This is a genomic window from Ruicaihuangia caeni, from assembly GCF_029952955.1.
Classification (GTDB): domain Bacteria; phylum Actinomycetota; class Actinomycetes; order Actinomycetales; family Microbacteriaceae; genus Ruicaihuangia; species Ruicaihuangia caeni.
This window is the reverse complement of the sequence record NZ_JASATX010000003.1, coordinates 109,170-130,842: the sequence shown is the minus strand read 5'-3', so window position 1 is coordinate 130,842 and position 21,673 is coordinate 109,170. Positions and strand designations below refer to the sequence as shown.

At 66.9% G+C, this 21,673-nt stretch carries 24 protein-coding genes; 17 read left to right on the top strand and 7 right to left on the bottom strand.

Features of this window, described 5'->3' with window-relative positions:
* The first annotated feature begins 84 nt into the window (after positions 1-84).
* Positions 85-414, top strand: coding sequence for a hypothetical protein (locus tag QF206_RS08085; protein ID WP_281488711.1), 330 nt, complete (start codon positions 85-87; stop codon positions 412-414).
* Positions 411-845 carry a cupin domain-containing protein gene (locus QF206_RS08080; protein ID WP_281488710.1) on the top strand — a complete coding sequence of 145 codons (435 nt, stop codon included), beginning with the start codon at positions 411-413 and terminating at the stop codon, positions 843-845. The genes QF206_RS08085 and QF206_RS08080 overlap by 4 nt, the downstream gene beginning before the upstream one ends.
* A 164-nt stretch (positions 846-1,009) precedes the next feature.
* On the opposite strand, the gene QF206_RS08075 is transcribed toward QF206_RS08080, so the two are convergent.
* On the bottom strand, positions 1,010-1,543 hold the full coding sequence (locus QF206_RS08075; protein WP_281488709.1) for a flavin reductase family protein: 534 nt from the start codon (positions 1,541-1,543) through the stop codon (positions 1,010-1,012).
* A 47-nt stretch (positions 1,544-1,590) separates the two neighbouring features.
* Positions 1,591-1,923, bottom strand: a complete 333-nt coding sequence (locus QF206_RS08070) for an EthD family reductase (protein WP_281488708.1) — start codon at positions 1,921-1,923, stop codon at positions 1,591-1,593.
* 171 nt (positions 1,924-2,094) lie between these two features.
* Between QF206_RS08070 and QF206_RS08065 the strand changes: the two genes are divergently transcribed.
* Positions 2,095-3,591 (top strand): aldehyde dehydrogenase family protein, encoded by a 1,497-nt coding sequence (locus QF206_RS08065; RefSeq protein WP_281488707.1) that lies wholly within the window; start codon positions 2,095-2,097, stop codon positions 3,589-3,591.
* A 12-nt stretch (positions 3,592-3,603) separates the two neighbouring features.
* Here QF206_RS08065 and QF206_RS08060 read toward each other — a convergent pair whose 3' ends face one another.
* Positions 3,604-4,608 (bottom strand): Lrp/AsnC family transcriptional regulator, encoded by a 1,005-nt coding sequence (locus tag QF206_RS08060; protein WP_281488706.1) that lies wholly within the window; start codon positions 4,606-4,608, stop codon positions 3,604-3,606.
* 86 nt (positions 4,609-4,694) lie between these two features.
* On the opposite strand from QF206_RS08060, the gene QF206_RS08055 reads away from it, so the two are divergent.
* From QF206_RS08055 to QF206_RS08040, 4 genes are read left to right on the top strand one after another with little or no spacing between them, the layout of a single operon-like run.
* The gene (locus tag QF206_RS08055; RefSeq protein WP_281488705.1) at positions 4,695-5,774 is read left to right on the top strand and encodes an LLM class flavin-dependent oxidoreductase; all 1,080 of its coding nucleotides are present in this window, start codon (positions 4,695-4,697) and stop codon (positions 5,772-5,774) included.
* Positions 5,775-5,826: 52 nt separating this feature from the next.
* Complete coding sequence (locus tag QF206_RS08050; RefSeq protein ID WP_281488704.1) at positions 5,827-7,410, top strand: amidohydrolase; 1,584 nt, start codon at positions 5,827-5,829, stop codon at positions 7,408-7,410.
* Between the two features lie 41 nt (positions 7,411-7,451).
* Positions 7,452-7,613, top strand: coding sequence for a hypothetical protein (locus QF206_RS08045; protein ID WP_281488703.1), 162 nt, complete (start codon positions 7,452-7,454; stop codon positions 7,611-7,613).
* Entirely contained in the window at positions 7,610-9,040 is a 1,431-nt protein-coding gene (locus tag QF206_RS08040) for a purine-cytosine permease family protein (RefSeq protein WP_281488702.1), read from the top strand. Before QF206_RS08045 ends, QF206_RS08040 begins: the two co-directional genes overlap by 4 nt.
* Positions 9,041-9,103: 63 nt before the next feature.
* Here QF206_RS08040 and aspS read toward each other — a convergent pair whose 3' ends face one another.
* Complete coding sequence (gene aspS, locus QF206_RS08035) at positions 9,104-10,444, bottom strand: aspartate--tRNA(Asn) ligase (RefSeq protein WP_281489036.1); 1,341 nt, start codon at positions 10,442-10,444, stop codon at positions 9,104-9,106.
* A gap of 223 nt (positions 10,445-10,667) precedes the next feature.
* On the opposite strand from aspS, the gene QF206_RS08030 reads away from it, so the two are divergent.
* The 5 genes from QF206_RS08030 to ccsB are packed head-to-tail and all read left to right on the top strand — an operon-like array spanning position 10,668 to position 15,352.
* Positions 10,668-11,306: a histidine phosphatase family protein gene (locus QF206_RS08030; protein ID WP_281488701.1), complete on the top strand. Its 639-nt coding sequence runs from the start codon at positions 10,668-10,670 to the stop codon at positions 11,304-11,306.
* Complete coding sequence (locus QF206_RS08025; protein WP_281488700.1) at positions 11,303-11,896, top strand: TlpA family protein disulfide reductase; 594 nt, start codon at positions 11,303-11,305, stop codon at positions 11,894-11,896. The genes QF206_RS08030 and QF206_RS08025 overlap by 4 nt, the downstream gene beginning before the upstream one ends.
* Before the next feature lie 9 nt (positions 11,897-11,905).
* Positions 11,906-12,637 (top strand): cytochrome c biogenesis CcdA family protein, encoded by a 732-nt coding sequence (locus QF206_RS08020; RefSeq protein ID WP_281488699.1) that lies wholly within the window; start codon positions 11,906-11,908, stop codon positions 12,635-12,637.
* Positions 12,615-14,303 (top strand): cytochrome c biogenesis protein ResB, encoded by a 1,689-nt coding sequence (gene resB / locus QF206_RS08015; RefSeq protein WP_281488698.1) that lies wholly within the window; start codon positions 12,615-12,617, stop codon positions 14,301-14,303. Before QF206_RS08020 ends, resB begins: the two co-directional genes overlap by 23 nt.
* A complete protein-coding gene (gene ccsB, locus QF206_RS08010; protein WP_281488697.1) occupies positions 14,300-15,352 on the top strand; it encodes a c-type cytochrome biogenesis protein CcsB in 1,053 nt (350 codons plus the stop codon). The genes resB and ccsB overlap by 4 nt, the downstream gene beginning before the upstream one ends.
* A gap of 87 nt (positions 15,353-15,439) precedes the next feature.
* Here ccsB and QF206_RS12445 read toward each other — a convergent pair whose 3' ends face one another.
* Positions 15,440-15,823: a four-helix bundle copper-binding protein gene (locus QF206_RS12445; RefSeq protein WP_479692171.1), complete on the bottom strand. Its 384-nt coding sequence runs from the start codon at positions 15,821-15,823 to the stop codon at positions 15,440-15,442.
* Positions 15,824-15,942: 119 nt separating this feature from the next.
* Positions 15,943-16,974, bottom strand: coding sequence for an o-succinylbenzoate synthase (locus QF206_RS08000; RefSeq protein ID WP_281488696.1), 1,032 nt, complete (start codon positions 16,972-16,974; stop codon positions 15,943-15,945).
* Positions 16,975-17,018: 44 nt separating this feature from the next.
* Between QF206_RS08000 and QF206_RS07995 the strand changes: the two genes are divergently transcribed.
* The 4 genes from QF206_RS07995 (at position 17,019) to QF206_RS07980 (ending at position 20,736) form a co-directional block, all read left to right on the top strand.
* Positions 17,019-17,495 carry a hypothetical protein gene (locus QF206_RS07995; protein ID WP_281488695.1) on the top strand — a complete coding sequence of 159 codons (477 nt, stop codon included), beginning with the start codon at positions 17,019-17,021 and terminating at the stop codon, positions 17,493-17,495.
* A 39-nt stretch (positions 17,496-17,534) separates the two neighbouring features.
* Positions 17,535-18,452, top strand: a complete 918-nt coding sequence (locus QF206_RS07990) for a 1,4-dihydroxy-2-naphthoyl-CoA synthase (RefSeq protein ID WP_281488694.1) — start codon at positions 17,535-17,537, stop codon at positions 18,450-18,452.
* Positions 18,453-18,466: 14 nt separating this feature from the next.
* Positions 18,467-19,618: an AMP-binding protein gene (locus QF206_RS07985; RefSeq protein ID WP_281488693.1), complete on the top strand. Its 1,152-nt coding sequence runs from the start codon at positions 18,467-18,469 to the stop codon at positions 19,616-19,618.
* A 113-nt stretch (positions 19,619-19,731) separates the two neighbouring features.
* Positions 19,732-20,736, top strand: coding sequence for a 1,4-dihydroxy-2-naphthoate polyprenyltransferase (locus tag QF206_RS07980; protein WP_422785375.1), 1,005 nt, complete (start codon positions 19,732-19,734; stop codon positions 20,734-20,736).
* On the opposite strand, the gene QF206_RS07975 is transcribed toward QF206_RS07980, so the two are convergent.
* A complete protein-coding gene (locus tag QF206_RS07975; RefSeq protein WP_281488691.1) occupies positions 20,707-21,147 on the bottom strand; it encodes a hypothetical protein in 441 nt (146 codons plus the stop codon). The genes QF206_RS07980 and QF206_RS07975 overlap by 30 nt on opposite strands.
* A 189-nt stretch (positions 21,148-21,336) precedes the next feature.
* Here QF206_RS07975 and QF206_RS07970 point away from each other — a divergent pair, with 189 nt between their 5' ends.
* Positions 21,337-21,669, top strand: coding sequence for a PLD nuclease N-terminal domain-containing protein (locus QF206_RS07970; protein WP_281488690.1), 333 nt, complete (start codon positions 21,337-21,339; stop codon positions 21,667-21,669).
* Positions 21,670-21,673 lie beyond the last annotated feature (4 nt).

The following is a 21,673-nucleotide window of genomic DNA, read 5'->3' as shown; positions in this document are numbered from 1 at the left end:
TCCTCTGATGACCTGTTATTCTGAATACACTAGTTCACCGGGCATGAACCCCGGCGCTGATTGACGACGAAGGAGTTGTTCGCGATGGCCCTGGTCTCCCAATTGCGGATCTATCGCATACGGCAAGGACTGATGGACGAGTGGCTGGAGCTGTTCCACGACAAGCTCGTGCCGCTGCACCACGAGGTCGGCATCCCGGTGCCCTTCGCCTCGCGGAACACCGCGGACCCCGACGAGTTCGTGTGGATCCGGCAGTTCGAATCGGCCGACAGCGTCGAGCGGCAGGAGAACGAGTTCTTCTCGAACCCCCCTCGTGTGGCGCTCGGCGACGTGCGGGGCAAGTTCGTCGAGTCGCTTGAAGTGCGTGTGCTCGAGGAGCTCCCGGTGAAGCAGATGGAGGACCAGGGCGCATGATCTCGAGCAACCTCCCGAGTGACATCGCCCTCGCAGGAGAACTCGTCGCCGAGAACTTCGAAGGCTGGTCCGACGAGGTCAAGGCCGACTTCGAGCGCTATGAGTTCGACGGCCACGTGGGTTCACGGCTGTTGAGTCAGAACGAGCGCGTGCGGGTGTGGGAGATCCACCTCGCACCTGGGCAGCGGTGGCACGTGCACCGCCATGTGCTCGACTACTTCTGGACCGCCGTCACCGCAGGGAAGAGCCTGCAGCACACCGCCGACGGCACGACGCGGATCGTGGAGTACCCGCAGGGGGAGACACGGCACTACTCGTTCGGAGAGGGAGAGTTCCTGCTCCACGACATCCAGAACATCGGCGACGAAGACCTCATCTTCACCACCGTCGAGCATCTCGACAGCGCGAACGCACCCCTCCCGCTCGACTGACCGAGCCGCGACCCTCTACGTGGAGGCGGTCTCGTGCCTCAGCGCGCCTGCTGGCACAGGTCATCGCTCGTTCACTGTCACGTTTCTGACACATCGGTCCGACGGCGGCGCCCCTCGAAAGGAGCCGGAAGGGGAGCCGCCGTCGTTGCGTTGGTGCAGGTCGATCAGAAGATGTCGTGGAACCGACCATCCTTGTACAGCAACGGCTCGCTGCCATGCGTCATCGCATCAACGATGCGACCGATGAAGATCGTGTGCGTGTGGGCGGCCAGGCGTTCATCCACTTCGATCTCGAAGTGCGCGGATGTGCCGGCGAGCAGCGGCGATCCATTCACGCCGGGGTGCCAGTCAAGGTCTGCGAACTTGTCGCCGCCCGATACGGCGAAGCGCCTAGCGATCTCCTCTTGGTCGTGGGCGAGGAAATTCACCGCGATGAAGGGGCTCGCGTGCAAGTAATCGTGGCTCGATGACGAACGGTTGACGCAGACGAGCACGCTGGCTGGTTCCAGTGAGACGCTCGAGTAAGCATTGACGACCAGGCCGACCGGTCGTTCGGCGTCGCGCCCTGTGACCACGGACACTCCGGTAGGGAGGCTGCGGTTTGCCGCCTTCACGATGGCGATGAGTTCGTCGTGCTTCTCAGGCGTCCGTGCCGCGCTGTCCTTGCGCCGGGTGTGGCCGATTGCAGTGGTGTTCATGTGGTTCCTCACTGGGTTTGCTGCTGATCGCGTTGCTTGCTGCCGCGTCACCGGGACGCGTCGGCAGGCTCGACGCCGAGGACGGCTGTGCCAAGTGCCCGAGGTGCGCGGATGACAGTCACGCCTGCTGCCGCGAAGTTCTGCAGGTCTTCGACCGCCGCGGTGCCCTCCGGTGAGGTGAGCCCCGCATCAGCGCTCGCCTCGTCGGCGAAGGTCATACGAGCGATCACATGGACACTCGAACCTGGCGCCGCGACGCCCCACTCGAACTCGAGCAGGCCCGGCATCCGGCGCGTCAGGGGTGCGTGCACGCGCTCGTAGTGCGCATTGAACGCCTCAGGGTCGCTCGGGTGGTCATAGATGGCGAAGACGTCGTACATCGCGTCTCCTCTCGTTCAGGGGAGGGGTCGGCCGGCAATTCGGCTTGCATGAACCATAAAAACGACATTTCACTAAAGTCAAGTACCTAAATCTATCCAAATCGGCTTGTGTGGGACAGGAATCAGTGATTTGCTGTCTCACGTCGGTACTCAAAGACGAGAGGACGAGCCGTGACCATCACGAGTTCAGACGTTCAGGAGCACGCTTTCGAGCAGAGGCGCACGCAGCCCGGCGCGCTGCCCGAGGTCGAGGCATTCATCGCCGAGGTCGAGTCGCGGGCGGCAAAGGGTGAGCGGATTGCCTCGCTCGATCCCGCGACCGGTCAACTGCTTGTGCACGTCGCCGAGACGAACGCCGAAGAGGTCGACCGCACCGTGCGCCATGCACACGACGCGTTTACTGGGTCGTGGAAGCGGTTCTCGCCATTCGAACGCGAGCGTGTGCTGCACCGCCTCGCTGACCTCATGGAGCAGCACGCGACAGAGCTCGCGCAGTACGACGCGCTCGAAAGCGGGAAGCCCGTCGGCTATGTCGAGGCCGTCGATGTGGCGCTCGCTGTCGAGCAGTTCCGCTACTACGCGGGTTGGCCAACGAAGATCCTCGGAAGCGTGGTTCCAGTAGCGTCGGCCGATCACCTGGTCTATACGAAGAAGGATCCGCTCGGCGTCGTTGCGGCCATCACGCCATGGAACTTCCCGCTGTGCCAAGCAGCGATCAAGATCGCGCCGGCGCTCGCCGCGGGGAACGCAGTCGTGATCAAACCGAGCGAACTCACTTCGCTCTCGACTCTGCGCCTGGCGGAACTCGCGGTCGAAGCGGGCGTTCCCGAAGGCGTTGTGAGCGTCGTCACCGGGCGGGGGGAGACCACCGGGGCGGCGCTGACCTCGCACCCGCTTGTTCGGGGTATCACCTTCACCGGCTCAGATCGCGTCGGTCGGCAACTCGCAGCCGAAGCGGGCGCTGCGCTGAAGCCGATCTCGCTGGAGCTCGGTGGGAAGAACCCGAACATCATCTTCCCTGATGCTGATGTGCAGAAGGCGGCGACGGCCGCGGCCGTGACCGCATTCTTCTACTCGGGGCAAGTGTGCTTCGCCGGGTCAAGGGTGCTGGTGCACCGCGACGTGCGCGACGACGTGCTCGATGTCATCCACCAATACACCGACGCGATCGTCGTCGGACCGAGTCTTGACAGCGCGAGCACTATGGGGCCGCTCGTATCGGCTCAGCACCGAGACAAGGTCAACTCGTATGTGGAGCAAGCGCGCAGGGGTGCCGCGTCGATCACTCGTGGAGGCATCAGCTCGCGCGACGGCGGGTTCTTCTACGACCCGACGATCGTGCTGGATCCGACGGATGCTGAAGCAGTCACCACGGACGAGATCTTCGGACCAGTGCTCATCGTGCAGACCTTTGACGACGATGATGACTTGATCGCCCGCGCCAACGCTTCGCGCTACGGACTCACTGCCGGGCTCTGGACCTCCGATGTCACGCGCGTGCACTCGATCGCCGACAGGCTCGAGGTCGGCCGTGTATGGGTGAACACCTACGCCGACTGGGCTGCCAATGCGCCTTGGGGGGGATCGAAGCAGTCCGGGCTTGGGCGCGACTGCGGGCCCGACGCGGTGGAGAAGTTCCTCGAGACGAAGACCGTCTGGGTGGGCTGACTCGTGCGTCGGCTATCGCGTGACCGGTGTCGCCGGTTGAGGCGGCAGCAGCGGCTTGTAGACGAGATCGAAATACTGCGACACCGTGAACTCGCCGACACCGGGGACGAACCGAAGCCTTTCGTTGAGCAAGACGTTCAACTCCTCCTTGTCGGCGCACACTACCTCGACAAGGATGTCGCAGCGTCCGAAGGTGAGCGCGAGGTACGACACGCTTGGCTGCGTAGTGAGCGTCTCGGCGATCTCCTCGACCCGGTGACCTTGATCGACCTTGATCTCGACCCAGGCCACTGCCGAGAGCCCAAGCTGCAGCGGGTTGACGATCGCCATCACCTTCATCGTGTTCGAGTCGATGAGGCGCTGGAATCGCTGCCGCAGCTTCACCTGAGACACGCCGATCCGTGCGGCGACCTCCACGAACGCCGCGCGGCCGTTGAGAGCGAACTGTTCGACGATATTGCGGTCGAGGTCGTCGAGGGCGCGGGGCCGGACGCCGCTGAGACGCGTCAATTCACCTGCATGGAAGCGGGCTTGCTGGTAATGAAGACGCAAGTACGGCAGCAAGTCGATGTCACGCACCCCCGGCATCACCCGGATCGTGTCATCGACGAGCGCTGCGAGTTCCGACTCGTCTCGACAGACGACTTCGACCTGCACCGGGAACCGGCCCGAGGTGGTCACGATGTAGTCGACGCGCTCGAGACTCTTGAGACGCTCCACCAAGTCGGCTGCTCGGCTTCCAGGCGTGAGGCGGATGCCGAGCAGCGCGGCCGCCGTATAGCCCAGCACGGCCGGATCAGTCACGGCCGCAATGCGAACCACCTCATCTGCGATCAGGCGGCCCACTCGACGATGCGCGGTCTTCTCGGTCACGCCCGCCGCCGCAGCGAGTTCGGCGTAGGTCGCGCGCCCGTTCGCTTGAAGCTCTCGGATCAGCGCCAGGTCGATGGGGTCGGCGATCGCCGCGCTACTACTGCGCGACTCTGCGTCGAATGCCTGGCTCACGTCTTCGCTCACGCGAAGAACTTACCAATCAGCGGACCGGCCGCTGCCGAGGCGCGGATGCCCCGGCCCATTCCGGATCACACAGAAAGGACAGCGACATGCGCGTAGGACTCCTTCAGGAAGGCGACCTTGTCGGCACTACCGTTGCGGAGCGGTACCACCAGATGATCAAGGAGGTGAAGCTCGCCGACGAACTCGGGTTCTCAACTTGGGGAACTTCGGAACAGCACTTCAGCCCGCCGCATTTCTCGGTCGCGGCGCCAGAGGTGCTGTACTCGGCGATCGCGGCGCAGACCAGCAGCATCAAGCTGCGCACGATGGCCTCGGTGATGCTCAAATGGAACCATCCGGTGCTGGTCGCCGAGCGCCTCGCCACTCTCGACATCGTCTCGAATGGACGTGCAGAGATCTGCACCGCGCGGTCCAACAACATCCCGACACTCAAGGCCTTCGGAGTCGACCCCAAGGAAACACGTGCGCAGTGGGACGACTCGATGGATCTGCTCATGAAGGCCATCAGCCAGCCCGAGGTCGAGCACGAAGGGCCGGTCTGGAGCTTTCCGAAGCGGCAGATCATGCCGACACCAGTGACCCTGCCGCATCCGCCGGTCTCAGTCGCTGCATCGAGTGTCGAGTCGCACCACAACGCCGGAAAGCGTGGCATCGGCGTGATCACCTTCGAGAACTACTTCGGTTTCCCCTACCTGCAGGAGTGCCTCGACGCATATCGGGAATCGTTCGGCTCAAGCGATCACAGCGCCGTACTGGCACCCAACGACTACTCGGGCCTCTACGTCGCTTCCGCGTTCTGCGCGCCGACTCGGCAACAGGCCCTTGAGATCGCGGGCGATGTGGTGCGGCACTACTTCGAGTTCATCCTTGACCTCTACATTCCACTCGCCGACAACCCCGGTTACGGCTACCTCGAAGAGATCAAGGCGCTCATCGAGCACCGCGATGATCTCGAGTGGCTGTGCAAGACGAGCCCGTCCGTCATGGTCGGCACGCCCGACGACTTCATTGAGCGGCTCCAGCGGCTCGAGTCGATGGGCGTCGACGAGGTGCTCCTGCGCATCGACGGCATGGGACACGAGGCGATCATGGACTCACTCCGTCTGATCGGGGCTGAAGTCATTCCGGTCGTAGAGCGGCAGGATGCGGGGCTCGCGCGTGTCTGAGTCCGCTGTCGTCTCACGTGAGGCGGTCTGGGTTGCCGGCACTATTCGGAGCATGGACGCCGAGGCACCCGCCGGCGCCATCGGCATCCGCACTGACGGCGGATCGATCGCCGGGTATGTGACGCGCGAGGAGGTAGCCGCTGCTCAAGCCGCGGGCATCCCGGTCACCGACTTCGGCGACCGCACCATCATGCCGGGATTCATCGACGTGCACGCCCACGGCGAAGTGGCCGTGCGAGCCGCGTGGGGCACCGTGGACTGCAGAGCGCCCCACTGTGCGACTGTCGAGGACGTGCTCGCCCGGCTCTCGAATGCGGTCGCCGAGCGTCGGGAGGGGTGGGTAGTCGGGCAGGGCAACCTCTTCCTCGACCGCAAGTTGCGCGACGGCCGGCTGCCGACCCGCGCCGAACTCGACCGGGTCAGTGCGACGGTGCCCATCGCCGTGCGCGCAGGCGGGCACATATCCGCGCTCAACTCGGCCGCGCTGGCCGAGCTCGGCATCGATCGCGAGTACCGAGAGCCGGCGGGCAGCCTGAGCGGCAAACCCGTCGTCGAGCGTGATGAGCGGGGTGAGCCGACCGGTGTGGTCAAGGAGATGGACTCGCTCATGCCGGTGACCGGCCCCGCCGACGATGAGATCGAAGACGCCCTGCGCGGCGGGTTCCGCGAGCTGTTCGCTGCCAATGGCGTGACGACGATCGGCGAGATCTCGGAGACCCATGCCGGGCTGCGTGCGATGGAATCGCTCGCCGCGCGCAACGAGAACCCCGTGAACGTGCGCACCTATCTGTGGGTGCCCGGCACGCTGCCGCTCGATGACGCGCTCGACTGGCGGAGGGCGCTCGGTGTGACGGGCGCGCATGAGGGGTTCGGCGTGCGCGGGCTCAAGCTCTTCTCCGACGGCGGGTACTCGGCGAAGAACGCGGCGCTCGACACCGCGTACGTCGGCGAACCGCATAATCACGGCCATATCGCCCTCGATGAGGAGTACTTGCGCGACACGCTTCTGCGCGCCGCCGAAGCCGGGCTGCAGGTCGCTGTCCATGCCAATGGTCCTCGGGCCCAACTCTGGGTGGCTCGCCTGATCGAACGCCTACGACTGCCGGCGGGGGCGCCTCGGCCCCGCATCGAGCACGCAGGCAACTACATGCCGGATGCCGAGGCACCCGGGTCGTGGCGAGACGCCGACATCATCCCGGTGCCCCAGCCGGTGTTCATCTACACCTTCGGCGACTTCTTCGTCGACTACCTCGGCGACATCGGGAAGGTCGGCAGGTTCCCGCTCAAGTCACTGCGCGACCAGGGGTGGCCGATCACATCGTCGTCGGACGTGTGGGTCGGGTCAGAACCGCAAGCCACCAACCCGCTGTTCGGTGTCTGGTGTGCCGTGCGTCGCCAGAGCTTCCACGGCCTCACGATCGACGATCACGAGGCGCTGGAGGTCTCCGAGGCGCTCGAACTCGTCACGACGAACGCCGCGACGGTGCTCGGGGAAGAGCGCCGTGGCTCGCTCAAACCCGGCAACCATGCCGACTTCATCGTGCTCGATCGCGACCCGCTCAGTGTTGCGATCGACGACCTGCCCCACATCACGGTGCATCAGACGTTCGTGTCCGGTGCGCCACAGCTCACGTAACACCTACGATCCCAACGGGTCCATTAGACAAAGGAGTGCAGATGGACACCCAGCTCAATCCCGATCTCGCGCGTCGTTGCAGCGCGATCGCCGACGTGCAGCACCAGGGCGAACCGCTCACAGCGGGCGATTACCGAGCGCTGCTGATCGTCACTGTTCTCGTGCCGATAGTGCTCCTCGTGGTCGGGGCGGTGATCCAGTGAACGCCGCGGAGAACGGCTGGCCGGTGCTCCGAGGCGAGCGCACCTGGAAGCCGCTGTCGATCTTCTCGGCGTCGGTTTCGGCCGCGATCGCGACGTGGTGCTTCGTCATCGGGGGCTTCGTCTCGTTCTACCTCGGTGCCGTGCATGGCACGCTGGCGATCATCGCCGGTTCACTCATCGGCATCCTGCTCATCGTGCTGGCGTGCGTACCCATCTCATCGAAGTACGGGCTCGACGCTGTGACCTCGACGCGCCCCCAGTTCGGCACCCGTGGTTCGCTGCTCTCGGTGGTGCTCGTCTACGGTTCGATCTTGGGGTGGAACACCATCCTCTTCGTGCTGCTGGGGCGTGCCGTGCGCGAGCTGCTCATCGCATTCGGTGTGGTTGGGCACGAGGGCACCGGCTGGATCGTCGGGCTCGCCGGCACTCTCGGCGCGCTGCTCATCGTAGCGATGCTGCTGCGCGGTCAGAACAGCGTGCGCGACTATGGGCCGATCATCGCGGTGAGTGTGCTGGTGCTGAGCTTCATCGTGCTGGTGCTGCTGCTCGTGCAGTTCGGGGTGAGCACTCTGCTCGCCGCCCCGGCCACCTGGCCCGCCGAGAGCAACTCGGTGAACTGGGCGAGCGGGCTCGAGGTGCTGATCGCGTCAAACCTCTCTTGGTGGGCGTATACCGGGGCTATTGTGCGAAACGGGCCGAGCGCCCGCCGCGCCCTCTGGCCGGTGGTGATAGGTCTGGGGCTCGGTGTCGGTATCGGCTCGCTCACCGGCCTTTATGCCGGGCTGCTGCTTCCCGAGTCCGGCGGCGACCCGACGCAGTTCCTCGTGCAGGTGGGCGGCCCGGTCGTCGGCGTGATCTCATTGCTGTTCATCCTCGTGGCGAACATCGGCACCGGTTTGGTGGGTACCTTTGCCTCCACGATCGCACTCCGGCAGTTGCCAGGCCTGCGGTCGCTCGGGTGGGGCGCCACCGTCGTAGTAGGGGCTCTGCCAGTGATCGTGCTGGTCGCGTTCTTCGGTGACGGTCTGTTCGATTACTTCAATGTGTTCGTTGCGTTCCTCGGGCTGTGCTTCGCGCCGATGTGCGGCATCCAGATCGCTGACTTCTATGTGCTGCGCCGTCATCGCCTCGATGTGACGTCGCTCTATCTCAACGACAAGCGCTCGAAGTACTTCTATTGGGGAGGGTTCAACCCGATAGCGCTCGTCGCATTCGCGGTCGGCGTCGCGGTATACATCTACCTGCTCGACCCGGTGACGTACTCGTCACGCACTCCGTTCGAGTTCATGACCGCCACGCTGCCCTCGGCGCTCATCGCAGGAGTTGTCTACTGGGCAGGCACTTCGCTCATCGCGAAACCGGCGGCGAAGGGGGGCTATGCCGAGGCAGGGACCCAGCGGGCCGAAGCTGAACTGATCGAGCAGTAGCGGCGAAGAACGAGCGCCCCGCGCCGGAATCATCCGGGCGGGGCGCTTCGTGGTTCGTGGCCGTTAGGGCAGCAGACGGTTCGGCCCGCGGAAGAGGTAGGTCACCTCGCGGATCGAGTTGAGCCCCAGCATGAGCATCAGCACGCGGGCCAGCCCCATGCCGAACCCGCCGTGCGGCGGCACGCCGTAGCGGAAGAAGTCGAGGTAGAAGCCGAGCTCCTCGGGGTCGAGGCCCTTCTCCTTCGCCTGGGTCGTGAGCACGTCGATGCGGTGCTCGCGTTGCGCGCCGGTCGAGATCTCGACGCCGTGGTACACGAGGTCGTAGCTGTTGGTGATCCCCTGATCGTCGGCGTTGCGCATGTGGTAGAACGGCCGGATGCTCGACGCGTAGTCGGTCAGGAAGACGAAGTCGTGGCCGTACTTCTCCTTCACGTACGCCGCGATCTGCCGCTCGCCCTCAGGGTCCATGTCGTCGTCGTGACGAGGGACGACGTAGCCGCGCTCGGCGACGATCTGCTTCGCCTCGGCCAGCGGAATCCGCGGGAACGGTGTCGTCGGCACTTCGATCGTCACGCCGAAGCGCTGCTCGATCTCTTCGCCGTGCTTCTCCTTGATGGCGCGGATGCCGGCCACCATGAGCTCTTCGTGCAGGCGCATCACGTCTTCGTGGCTGCTGATCCAGCTCACCTCGGTGTCGATCGACGTGAACTCGGTCGCGTGCCGAGAGGTGAACGACGGGTCGGCGCGGAACGCGGGCCCGATCTCGAACACCTTGCCGAAGCCGGCGGGCTGGGCCATCTGCTTGAAGAACTGGGGGCTCTGCGCCAGGTACGCGGTGTCGTCGAAGTAGCCGACCTCGAACAGTTCGGCCCGCGACTCGGACGCCGACGCCATGAGCTTCGGGGTGTGGATCTCGATGAAGTCGTGCTCGATCCAGTACGTGCGCAGTGCGTGCTCGAACGTAGTCTGCACGCGGAAGATCAGGTTCTGCTCGGGGCGGCGCAGGTCGATGAAGCGCCAGTCGAGTCGCTTGTCGATGCTCGAGTCGTCGGCGATCGGCGACTCGGGAACCGCGTGGCTCACCACCTCGAGCGTGCCGATCTTCACCTCGATGCCGCCGAGCTTCACACGCTCGTCGTGCTTGAGCTCACCGGTCACCGTGATGAAGCTGCCCTGGCTGAGCCCCGAGATCGTCTCGGTGATCTCGTGGCGGCCGGCCGACGCGGCGTCGTCGGGGTCGACCTCGCGGACGGCGGGGTTCACGAGCTGCAGCGCACCGGATTCGTCGTGCAGCACGATGAACTGCACCTTCTTCTGGTCGCGCACCGTATCGACCCATCCCGAGACGGTCACGGGGCCGTCTTCGCGCGCGGCCAGGTGCTTGATCAGGATGCGTTCGGTCACGGCATCCGAGTCTACTTGCCGACCTCCCGCTGACACCCCCACCTCCGCGCCAGTTACAGACGTCTGCGCCACGTACAGCTGGCGCAGACGCCCGCAGGTGGCGCGCACACCATCGAGCAGCAGCAGCAGCAGCAGCAGCAGCAGCAGCAGCAGCGTGCGTCCCGAGCCGCCGCCCGAGCGCACGCAGGCTTCCGCCAAGCACGTGCCGCCTAGACTTGGCGCCGTGGCAGCTCGGTTGGTTCATCTGGTTCGGCACGGCGAGGTGCACAACCCGCAGCGCATCCTCTACGGGCGCATCCCCGGGTTCCACCTCTCGGAGCTCGGGCATCGCATGGCCGCGCTCGCCGCGGAGGCGCTCGACGGTCACGACATCACGGCGCTCTATGCGAGCCCGCTGCAGCGCGCCCAGGAGTCGGCTGCTCCGTGGGCGGAGAAGTTCGAGTTGCCGATCCAGACCGACGACCGCCTGATCGAGCCCACCAACCGCTTCGAGGGCAAGACCTTCGAGTTCGGTCCGCAGGTGCTGGTTCGTCCGCAGGCCTGGCCCTGGGTGGTCAACCCGTTCCGGCCCAGCTGGGGCGAGCCGTTCACCAGCATCGCCGCGCGCATGATCGCGGCGATGAACAGTGCCCTCGACGAGACAGAGGACGGCGAGGTCGTCATGGTGAGCCACCAGTCGCCGATCTGGCTCGCTCACCGCGCCATCACCGGCCAGCGGCTCTGGCACGACCCCCGCAGGCGTCGGTGCAGCCTGTCGAGCATCACCACCTTCGAGCGTCGTGGCGACCGTTTCGCCGAGGTGAACTATCAGGATCCGGCGAGAGAATTGCTCGCAGCATCCGTCGATCTTGGAGCCGTGTGACGTCTCGACTCGCCTTCGCCGCTGCCGCGGTCGCTCTGACGACCCTGCTTGCCGGATGCTCCAGCGACCCGCTCGCCGAGCAGTACCGTGCGGGCTCCGACAAGGGCTATATCTCGGGCGATGGCACCATCAACGAGTTCGCGATCGGCGACCGCGGCGAGCCCATCGACTTCGCAGGCAGCACGGATGCCGGAACCACCGTCTCGAGCGACGACTTCGCCGGCGAGGTGCTCGTCGTGAACTTCTGGTACGCCGAGTGCGCACCGTGCCGTGTCGAGGCGCCCGATCTGCAGGCGCTGTACGAGGAGCACCAGCCCGACGGTGTCGAGTTCCTCGGAGTGAACCTGTACAACTCCACCGAGGGGGCGCTCGCATTCGCGCGCACCTACGGCATCGAGTACCCCTCGATCATCGAGACCGAATCGGAGCAGTCCGCGATGCTGGCATTCGCCGGCAAGGTGCAGCCGAAGGCCGTGCCCACGACGCTCGTGCTCGACCGCGAGGGCAGAGTTGCCGCGCGCATCAACGGCCTCGCCGATAAGTCGGTGCTGGGCACCCTCATCGCCGACACCCTCGCCGAGAAGAGCTAGGCGGCCGCGGTGGGCGCAGGCGAGATCATCGCGAGTGGCAGCTTGCTGCTCGCGCTTCCCATCGCCGTGCTCGCGGGGCTCATTGCATTCGCCTCGCCCTGCGTGCTGCCACTCGTGCCCGGTTATCTCGCCTACGTGACCGGCATCACGGATGCCGCTGACGCCCGGCGCGGACGCATGGCCGCCGGCGCCGCGTTGTTCATCGCCGGCTTCAGCATCGTGTTCCTCGGCTTCTTCGTGCTCGTCGGCTCGGTCGGCGTCTTCTTCTTCCAGTACAGCGATCTCATCCTGCGGATCGCAGGTGTGGTCGTGCTGCTCATGGGCGTCGTCTTCATCGGCCAGGTGACGTTCCTCCAGCGCACGTTCAAGCCCACGTGGCGGCCCACGACCGGCCTCGCGGGCGCGCCGCTTCTCGGTGCGGTATTCGCAGTCGGATGGTCGCCGTGCATGGGCCCGGTGCTCGCCGCCGTATCGACGCTCGCCCTCGGCCAGAGCCCCGGTCGGGCGGCGCTCATCGGCGCTGCCTACTGCTTCGGCCTCGGCATCCCGTTCCTGCTGGTCGCGCTCGGCCTCGGCTGGGCCAGCCGCTCCATGGCATTCCTCAGACGGAATGTGCGCACCATCAACCTCATCGGTGGCGCGCTGCTCATCATCATGGGGCTGCTCATGGTCTCGGGCGTGTGGCAGGCCATCATGCTGCAACTCCAGGGGGTGATCGATGCAACCGTCACGCCCCTCTGACTATGTCGACGCTGGAGCGCGAGGCCTCGCCGATCCGGACGACGAGCGATCGTCGTCGGATCCACGAAGAACGGATGCCGAAAGCTCGGGCCGCGGCGACATCACGCAGCCGAAGCTCGGCCTCGTCGGCTGGTTGCGCTTCGCCTGGCGCCAGCTGACGAGCATGCGCACGGCGCTGCTGCTCCTGCTGCTGCTCGCGGTCGCCGCGGTGCCCGGCTCGCTCGTACCGCAGCGCACCTCCGACCCCAACGGCGTGGTGCAGTACAAGGCCGACCACCCTGAGCTCTTCCCAGTGCTCGACGGACTGCAGATGTTCGACGTCTACAGCTCGGTGTGGTTCTCGTCGATCTACCTGCTGCTGTTCATCTCGCTCATCGGCTGCATCATCCCGCGCACCCGGCATCACTGGCAGGCACTCCGCGCCCGCCCGCCGCGCACACCCGCGCGGCTGCAGCGGCTCGCGGGCTACCGCAACTCAGTGAGCGACGCAGACCCCCAGACGGCGATCGCCGAGGCGGGCGCGCTCCTGCGGCAGCTCGGATACCGCGTGGAGCGATACGACTCGGAGGCGCGGGGTGCCGCGACCTACTCGGTCTCAGCGGAACGTGGGTACCTGCGCGAGACGGGCAACCTGGTCTTCCACGCGGCGATGGTCGGCGTGCTCTTCGCTGTGGGCATCATCAGCGGCTTCGGCTACAACGGCCAGAAGGTCATCGTCGAGGGGCAATCGTTCACCAACGTGCTCGCCGGCTACGACTCGTTCAACCCGGGTCGCTTCTTCGACGAGTCGTCGCTCACTCCCTACACGATCACGCTCGACAGCTTCGACGCGCAGTACGGCATCGATCAGACCACGGGCGCCGCGGTGCCGCTCGACTACGAGGCGCATCTCACGACCAAGGTGCGAGGCGAGGAGCCCATCGAGGCGAATGCCAAGGTGAACGAGCCTCTCCACATCGCGGGCAACAACGCCTACCTGCTGGGCAACGGCTACGCGCCCGTGGTCACGGTGTACGACAGTTCGGGCGAAGTGGCGTTCTCGCAAGCTGTTCCGTTCCTGCCTCAAGACGGCAACCTGACGAGCCTGGGGGTCGTGAAGGTGCCGGATGCTGTGCCCGAGCAGCTGGGCCTCGTCGGCTTCTTCTACCCGTGGGCCGTCGAGCAGCATTCCGGCGCGTACGCTTCCGCGCATCCGCAGCCGGGCGATCCCCTGCTCACCTTCAACGTCTTCAGCGGCGATCTCGGAATCAACGAGGGCATTCCGCGATCGGTATATGCCTTGGACACCGATGGCATGACGCCGGTCGCCGGAGGTGAAGCCGACGCTGCGGCGATCGAGTTGCGCCCGGGCGAACGGGTGGAGCTTCCCGATGGGCTGGGCGCAGTAGAATTCACCGAGCTCAAACGCTTCGTCAGTCTCGACATCCACCACGACCCGACGCAACTCTGGGTGCTGATCTTCTCAGTGCTCGTGGTCGGCGGTCTGGCCGCCGCGCTCTTCGTGCCTCGCCGCCGCCTCTGGGTCAAGGCCACCGTCGCAGCCGACGCGCGTACCACCCTCGAATACGCGGGACTCGCGCGCGGCGAAGACCCGACGCTCGATCAAGCGGTCGAAGACCTCGCCGCACGGCATGAAGCAGAGCTCGAGAGCAGGAGCAAGCGATGAACGTCAACGCAGAACTCGACACCATCTCGCTGGTGCTGGTGTATTCGGCGATGGCCGTCTACACCCTCGCCTTCATCTCGTACGCCCTCGACCTGGCGAGGCGGTCGGCCGATAAGCCGGCGAAGATCGACGGTCTCGTCGCGACGGATGCCGGGGGCGCCCCTGCCGCGCGCTCGAGCTCGGTGGGCGCCGCGATCGGTACCGCTTCGACCGCCACCGTCGCGCGAACGACTGCGGCCGAGCGCCGCGGCGAGGGAGCGGGCCGGGCGGTGCGCGAGGGCCGTGAGAAGGGTTCGCCGAGCCTGAAGGTCGGGTTCTCGCTGACCGTGCTCGGATTCCTCATCCACCTCGCGGCCGATGTGCTGCGCGGCATCGCGGCCGGGCGAGTGCCGTGGGCGAACATGTACGAGTTCTCGCTCACGATGACGCTCATCATCGTCGGCGTGTTCATCGCGGTACAGGTGAAGCAGGACCTGCGCTTCCTCGGCACCTTCGTGATCGGGCTGTCGGTACTGATCCTCGGCGTCTCGACCGTCGGGTTCTACGTGAGCGTCATCCCGCTTCCCCCGGCGCTGCAGTCGCCGTGGCTGGTCATCCACGTGTTCGTCGCCTCACTCGCGACCGGGTTCCTCGCCCTCGGGTTCGCCCTGTCGATCGTGCAACTGCTGCAGTACCGGCGAGAGCTGCTCTCGCTCGAGCTGCAGGCGGTGAAGCTGCGATTCCTTCGCTCGCTGCCGAGCGCCGAGCGCCTTGAGAACCTCGCATACCGGCTGAACATCGTCGGCTTCATCTTCTGGACGTTCACGCTCATCGCCGGCGCGGTCTGGGCTGAGCGCGCGTGGGGCCGGTACTGGGGCTGGGACACCAAGGAGGTGTGGACGTTCATCGTCTGGGTGCTCTACGCCGGTTACATCCACGCGCGCGCGACGCGCGGCTGGCGCGGTAACCGATCCGCCTGGCTCGCCATCATCGGCTTCAGTGCGATCCTGTTCAACTACACCGTCGTGAACCTCTTCTTCAAGGGACTGCACGCCTACTCAGGCCTGTAGGCCCACCCACCGCAGCGCGCTCTACCGAAGGCGGCTGATGGTTCCCGGTTCGAGCGCGCTATCCGAGCCCGTGGCTGGAGCGCGCAGTCAGAGGGTGCTGAGCAGCGCCGCGCATGCCGTCTCACAGCGACGGCACGCTTCGGCGCAGGCGCGGCAGTGCTCATGCGTATCCGCGTGCTTGGCGCACTCGGCGGCACACGCCGCGCACGCCGCGCGGCACGCTTGCAGCACCGCGCGCATGATCGTGGTGTCGGCGCTCCGGCGGCTGAGCACCGACGCGGTCGTCGCGCACACTTCAGCGCAGTCCAGGTCGGTGCGAATGCACTCCACGAGCTGGTCGACCATCGATTCGCTCAAGCAGGCGTCGGCGCACGAGGCGCACGCGAACGCGCACTCGAGACACGCCTCGATGCATTCGACCAACGCGGCCCGGTCCAACTCGCCCGGTCCGGCCGGATGAGCGTCGAGCATTCGTTCCACCATCGACATCGACATGAGCACTCCTTCGCTTCCGTTGGTTCGCGGTGCGTCGGAGCGTACCCCCGGCATGCGGGCGGGCAAGGAGCTCGAGAGATCTTCTGTGGCGGCGCTCAGCGTGCGGCCGGCGGCTGGCTGGCGAGGACGGAGTGGCAGCGACGCAGTCGCTCGAACCACCACTCGCGGCGCGCGTCGTCGGCCGCGTGCTCGTCGAGCAATTCGGCATCCGCGTCGATCCGGCGCACCTCGATCGCCCCGCCCGACGGCATGAGCGGATGCCGGGCGACGTCGGCCGCGAGCAATGCGGCCGTGCCGAGGCCGCAGTCGAACTGCAGCGTGGGCATGGCTGCAGCCAGGTGAGCGCCCATTGAGAGCCCGACAGAGGTGTCGAGAGCGCTCGAAATGACGGCCGGAAGCCCCGCAGCCTCGATCAGGCTGAGGGCAGCACGGATGCCGCCGAGCGGTTGCGCCTTGACGACCACGATGTCTGCGGCCCCGGCCCGGGCCACCCTCAGCGGGTCATCGGCTTTGCGCACGCTCTCATCCGCTGCGATGGCGACGGCGCCGTCGAGCCGTCGCCGGAGCTCCGCCAGTTCGGCGACCGTGCGGCATGGCTGCTCGGCATACTCCAGGTCGAACTCGGCGAGCGCACGCACAGCGATCGCGGCCTCATCGACGCTCCAGGCGCCATTCGCATCGATGCGCACGCGGCCGGTCGGGCCGACTACCTCACGGGCCGCCGCCACCCGCTCGAGGTCATCAGCGAGCGACTGCCCGGGCTCTGCGACTTTGACCTTCACGGTACGGCAGGCGCCGAACGGAGCGAGCACTTCGGCGACGTCCTCGGCTCGCACGGCAGGCAACGTGGCGTTCACTGGAATCGACCCACGCCGCTGCGGGAGGGGTGCGCTCCATCCGAAGTCGATCGCGGCAGCGAGCCAGGCGGCTGACTCGGCATCGTCGTACTCGACGAACGGCGAGAACTCGGTCCACCCCTGAGGGCCTTGCATGAGCAGCGCTTCACGCGTGTCGATGCCCCGGAAGCGGGTGCGCAGCGGGAGGGCGACCACTCGCGCCCCGGCGAGCAGCTCGCCGAGCGGCGGCAGAGGGCGCGAGGCGAGCGCGTCGGCATCCGGCTGGGGCACGCTGCGACCCTAACAGGGCGGCCGCCGCCGGTACGGTGAGTTGCATGAGCTTCGATGTCGCAGGCAGCAGCAGCCGCACGCCTCACGCGACCGAGCGTTCCGACGACGAGTTCACCACGGCCTCGTACCCGCACCAGCCGGCCCCCGATGGCGCGTATCCGCAGCTGGACGCAGAGCCAGAACCGCGGACGACGTATCGTTCGCGCCGGCGGGCGCGGAAGCCCAAATGGCTCGGCTGGGCCGCGATCCTACTGAGCGCGATCGCTGCGGGCTTGGTCGTCGCCATCTACGCGATCGCTCCGGCGAACGCGCAACTCGCGCCCGCTGCAGCATTGCTCACGACCGCGCTGCTGTGGACTGCCGTGGCAGTCAGTGGGCTCGCCGCCGTGACCGGAACGGTCTCGGTGATCGCGGGCTGGTCTCGCGTTGCGGGAGCGGTCGGCATCGTGCTCGGCCTCACCGCCAACCCGTTCGTGCTCTTCACGCTCGTGTCTGGCGCCTCGTCGCTCACGCCGTACTGACCGAGGCTCTCACTGCCCGCGGCTGATTAGGCTTGCGGCATGGCACCGGCGGTCTCTGAACTCTTCGATCCCGAGCTCTGGCGCGATGCGCCGGGCTTCGACGCGCTCACCGACATCACGTACCACCATGACGTCGACGGCCGGGTCGCCCGCATCGCGTTCAACCGCCCAGAGGTGCGCAACGCGTTCCGCCCGCACACGGTCGACGAGCTCTACGCCGCGCTCGACGATGCCCGCCAGAACCCGCGCATCGGCGTGGTGCTGCTTACCGGCAACGGTCCGAGCCCGAAGGACGGCGGCTGGGCATTCTGCTCGGGTGGCGACCAGCGCATCCGCGGACGCGACGGCTACAAGTACTCGGATGCCGAGACGGCCGTCGTCGAGGGTGCGCATCGCGCAGCAGTGGGTCGCCTGCACATCCTCGAGGTGCAGCGCTTGATCCGCTTCATGCCGAAGGTGGTCATCGCTGCTGTGCCGGGGTGGGCAGCCGGCGGCGGTCACTCGCTGCACGTCGTATGCGACCTGACGATCGCGTCGGAGGAGCACGGCCGGTTCAAGCAGACGGATGCCGATGTCGGTTCGTTCGACGCCGGCTACGGCAGCGCGTACTTCGCGCGCCAGATCGGTCAGAAGTTCGCCCGGGAGGTGTTCTTCCTCGCCGAGGAGTACTCGGCGAGACGGGCCTATGAGATGGGCGCCGTGAATGCGGTGGTGCCGCACGCCGAGCTCGAAGCGACCGCGTTTCACTGGGCGCAGAAGATCCTGACGAAGTCGCCCACTGCGGTGCGCATGCTGAAGTTCGCGTTCAACGCCGTCGATGACGGGCTGGTCGGCCAGCAGGTGTTCGCCGGCGAAGCCACTCGGCTCGCCTACGGAACTGATGAGGCGGTCGAGGGCCGCGACGCGTTCCTCGAGAAGCGCGACCCTGACTGGTCGCCCTTCCCCTGGCAGTACTGAGCGAGGGCACCCGCATGTCGCGACCGCTGCGGATCGTCGCCGACGGCAACGTGCTGCCGGCGCTGCGCGAGGCGTTGGCGGGTGGGCCAGCGGTGCTGCCCCGTCCGCGCGCCTCGATCGATCTCGGCGGCAGCGCTGCGATCGATCACGTCGACGCAGCGCTCGCGCCTCCGAGTGATGTGCCCGCCATGGTCGACGATCCGGTCGCCCTCGTCGTCGAGACCTCGGGTTCGACCGGCGATTCGAAGCGGGTCGCGCTCAGCGCCCGAGCGCTGCTCGCGTCGGCGTCCGCGGCCGATGCGCGCATCGGCGGCCCGGGTCAGTGGCTCCTGTGCCTGCCTGAGCACTACATCGCTGGGGTCAACGTGCTGGCGCGATCGATCGTCGCCGGCACAGAGCCCGTGCGAATGGAGGGCACGCACTTCGACGTCGATCGCTTCATGGTTGCTGCAGCCGCCCTCGAGCACGAGCGCCGCTACGTCTCGCTCGTGCCGGTGCAACTCGCCCGGTTGCTCGACGACGAGCGGGCGCACGAGTCGCTCGCCGCGTTCGAGGCGGTGCTCGTCGGCGGGCAGGCCACCCCGGCGCGCCTTGTCGACCGGGCACATGCCCTCGGCATCCGTCTCGTCCGCACCTACGGCGCCAGCGAGACCAGCGGCGGCTGCATCTACGACGGCCGCCCCCTCGACGGAGTGGACGTGCGTGCAGTCGATGGGGAACTCTGGATCAGCGGACCGACGCTCGCCGAGGGCTACCTCGATGACTCCGCGCTCACCGCTGACCGCTTCATCGGCGGCTGGTACCGCACGGGCGACACGGGCGACGTCGTCGATGGCATCGTGCGCGTGACCGGCCGCCTCGATGACGTGATCATCTCGGGTGGCTTGAAGGTGTCGCTCGGCGCGGTGGAGCGAGTGGTGCGATCGCTCCCTGGGCTCGAAACGGCGGTCGTCGTGCGCGCCGCTCACGCCGAATGGGGCGAGGTGCCGGTGGTCATCGCCGAACGCGAGTCATCGCTCGCCGAAGTGCGCGCAGCCGTCGAGGCAGTGGAGGGGCCGGCAGGGAGGCCTCATCGACTGGTCGTGGTCGAGAGGATGCCGCTGCTCCCCTCCGGAAAACCCGACCGCCGCGAGGCGCAACGTCTCGCAGCGGGGGAGTCGTCGTGACCGCCTCGCCATAGGATCGCTGCGTGGCGAAACCCAGACCGCAGCGCATTGATCCCGACCGGCTCAACCGGGCGAACGCCGCCCGGAACGAGAGGGCGGCGCAGCAGAAGAGCCTGGCCGGTGGCTCGACCGCGGCCGGCCCGAGCGCGAAGTCCAAGTCGAACTCGAGCACCAAGGGCCGCAACAGCGGCAACCCCGCCGCACGCAACGCCGCGCCGAAGGGTGCAGCCCAGAAGCGGCAGCCGGCGAAAGCGACCTGGCGCGACTGGGTCGCCGGCGCCCGCATCCGCACCCTCTCGCTCTCGGTCGCACCGGTCGCGCTCGGGTCGGCCGCAGCCCATGTGGCTGGCGGCTTCGACCTCACCATCGCGCTGCTCTGCCTCGGGGTGGCGGTCTTGCTGCAGATCGGCGTGAACTACGCGAACGACTACTCCGATGGTGTGCGGGGCACCGACCAATTCCGTGTTGGACCGAGCAGGCTCACCGGGTCTGGCGCTGCCGCGCCCAAGCACGTGCTCACCGTCGCCCTGGTGTGCTTCGCCCTCGGAGCCGCCTGCGGACTCGCCATCGTGGTGCTCACCCAGCTCTGGTGGCTGCTCGCGGTCGGTGCTCTCGCGCTGCTCGCCGCCTGGTTCTATACGGGTGGCAAGCGGCCGTACGGCTATGCGGGACTCGGCGAACTGGTGTCGTTCCTCTTCTTCGGCCCCGTGGCGACCGCCGGAACCACGTTCGTGCAGTTGGGGAGCGTGAACCTCGAATCGTGGTTCGCCGGGCTCGCGATGGGTCTCTTCACCGCCGCGGTGATGCTCATCAACAACCTGCGCGACCGCGTGCCCGACTCGCAGGCCGGCAAGAAGACCCTTGCCGTACGCATGGGCGATCGCCCCGCGCGAGCGCTCTTCGCGGTGCTGGTACTCGCCCCGTTCGGCGTGCTGGTGTTCTTCGCGCTGTTCTACCTGTGGGCGCCGCTGGTCTACCTGGCGCTCCTGGTGGCGATCCCGGCCGCGGTCATCGGGGTGTGGGGCAAGACAGCGGCCGAAGCGCTGCTCGCGCTGAAGCTGACGAGCCTTGCCGCGCTGCTGTACGGACTAGCGCTCGCCGCTGCGATCGCCTTCTGACGGGGTCGGCTCGTTCTCTCGAGTCGCGTCTGATGCGTTGCCCGATGCAGGAGCCGGGGGTTGCTCGACGGCCGGTTGGCCTCCGAACTGCGGGTCGTCGCCGGGGCTCAGAGGCGCGGCATCCGCGATGACAGCGTCTTCGACCTCGGCGTCGACGTCAGGCTTCTCGACCCGCGGCGCGCGCTTGGGTTGCGGGATGAAGATGTAGCTGATGCAGAGCGTGATGATGGCGGTCGCGATGCCGGCGAGCCACAGATCCATGCCCAGGGCCCAGAGCAGCACGAAGACGCCCACGAACATGACGACGCGCACCACCGAGTAGATCACCCAACGACTGGTGGATGAACGAGGAGCGGTCGCGCCGCTCGTCGCGGGCTCGGCGGCAGGCGTGGCATCGGCCGGATCAGGCATGCGACAAGTCTAGAGATCGCACGCTGGACGCCGGCTCGGCGCTCGAGCCCTGCCACCGGGCTCTGCCGATCTCGCGCCGGGTTTCGCCGAGCAGCCATGCGGTGCCCGTCGCCTGGGCCGGGTGCCCCCGGGCGCCCAACCGCCCCACCGCCCCAGCGCACCCCCAGCGTCTCGGCATACACTCAGTGGATGGCCCGGTTGTTGTTCGCGCTTGCCGTGGTCGTCGTCGCGTTCACCGTTTACGCGCTCATCGACCTGATCCTCACCGACCGCGCTCGCGTGCGCGCCTTGAACAAGGTGATCTGGGTCTTCATCATCGTGCTGCTGCCGGCGATCGGCGGCGCGCTCTGGCTGGTCTTCGGCAAGTCGCGGCGCCAGCGGGGCGGCGGAGCAGGGCTCATCGCGCCAGACGACGACCCTGCATTCCTGGGCGGGCTCGAGCGGGATCTCGCCGCTGAAGAGCGCATTCGGCAGCTGGAGCGCGAACTCGCCGAACTCGACGACGACTCGTCGAAGGACTGACCGG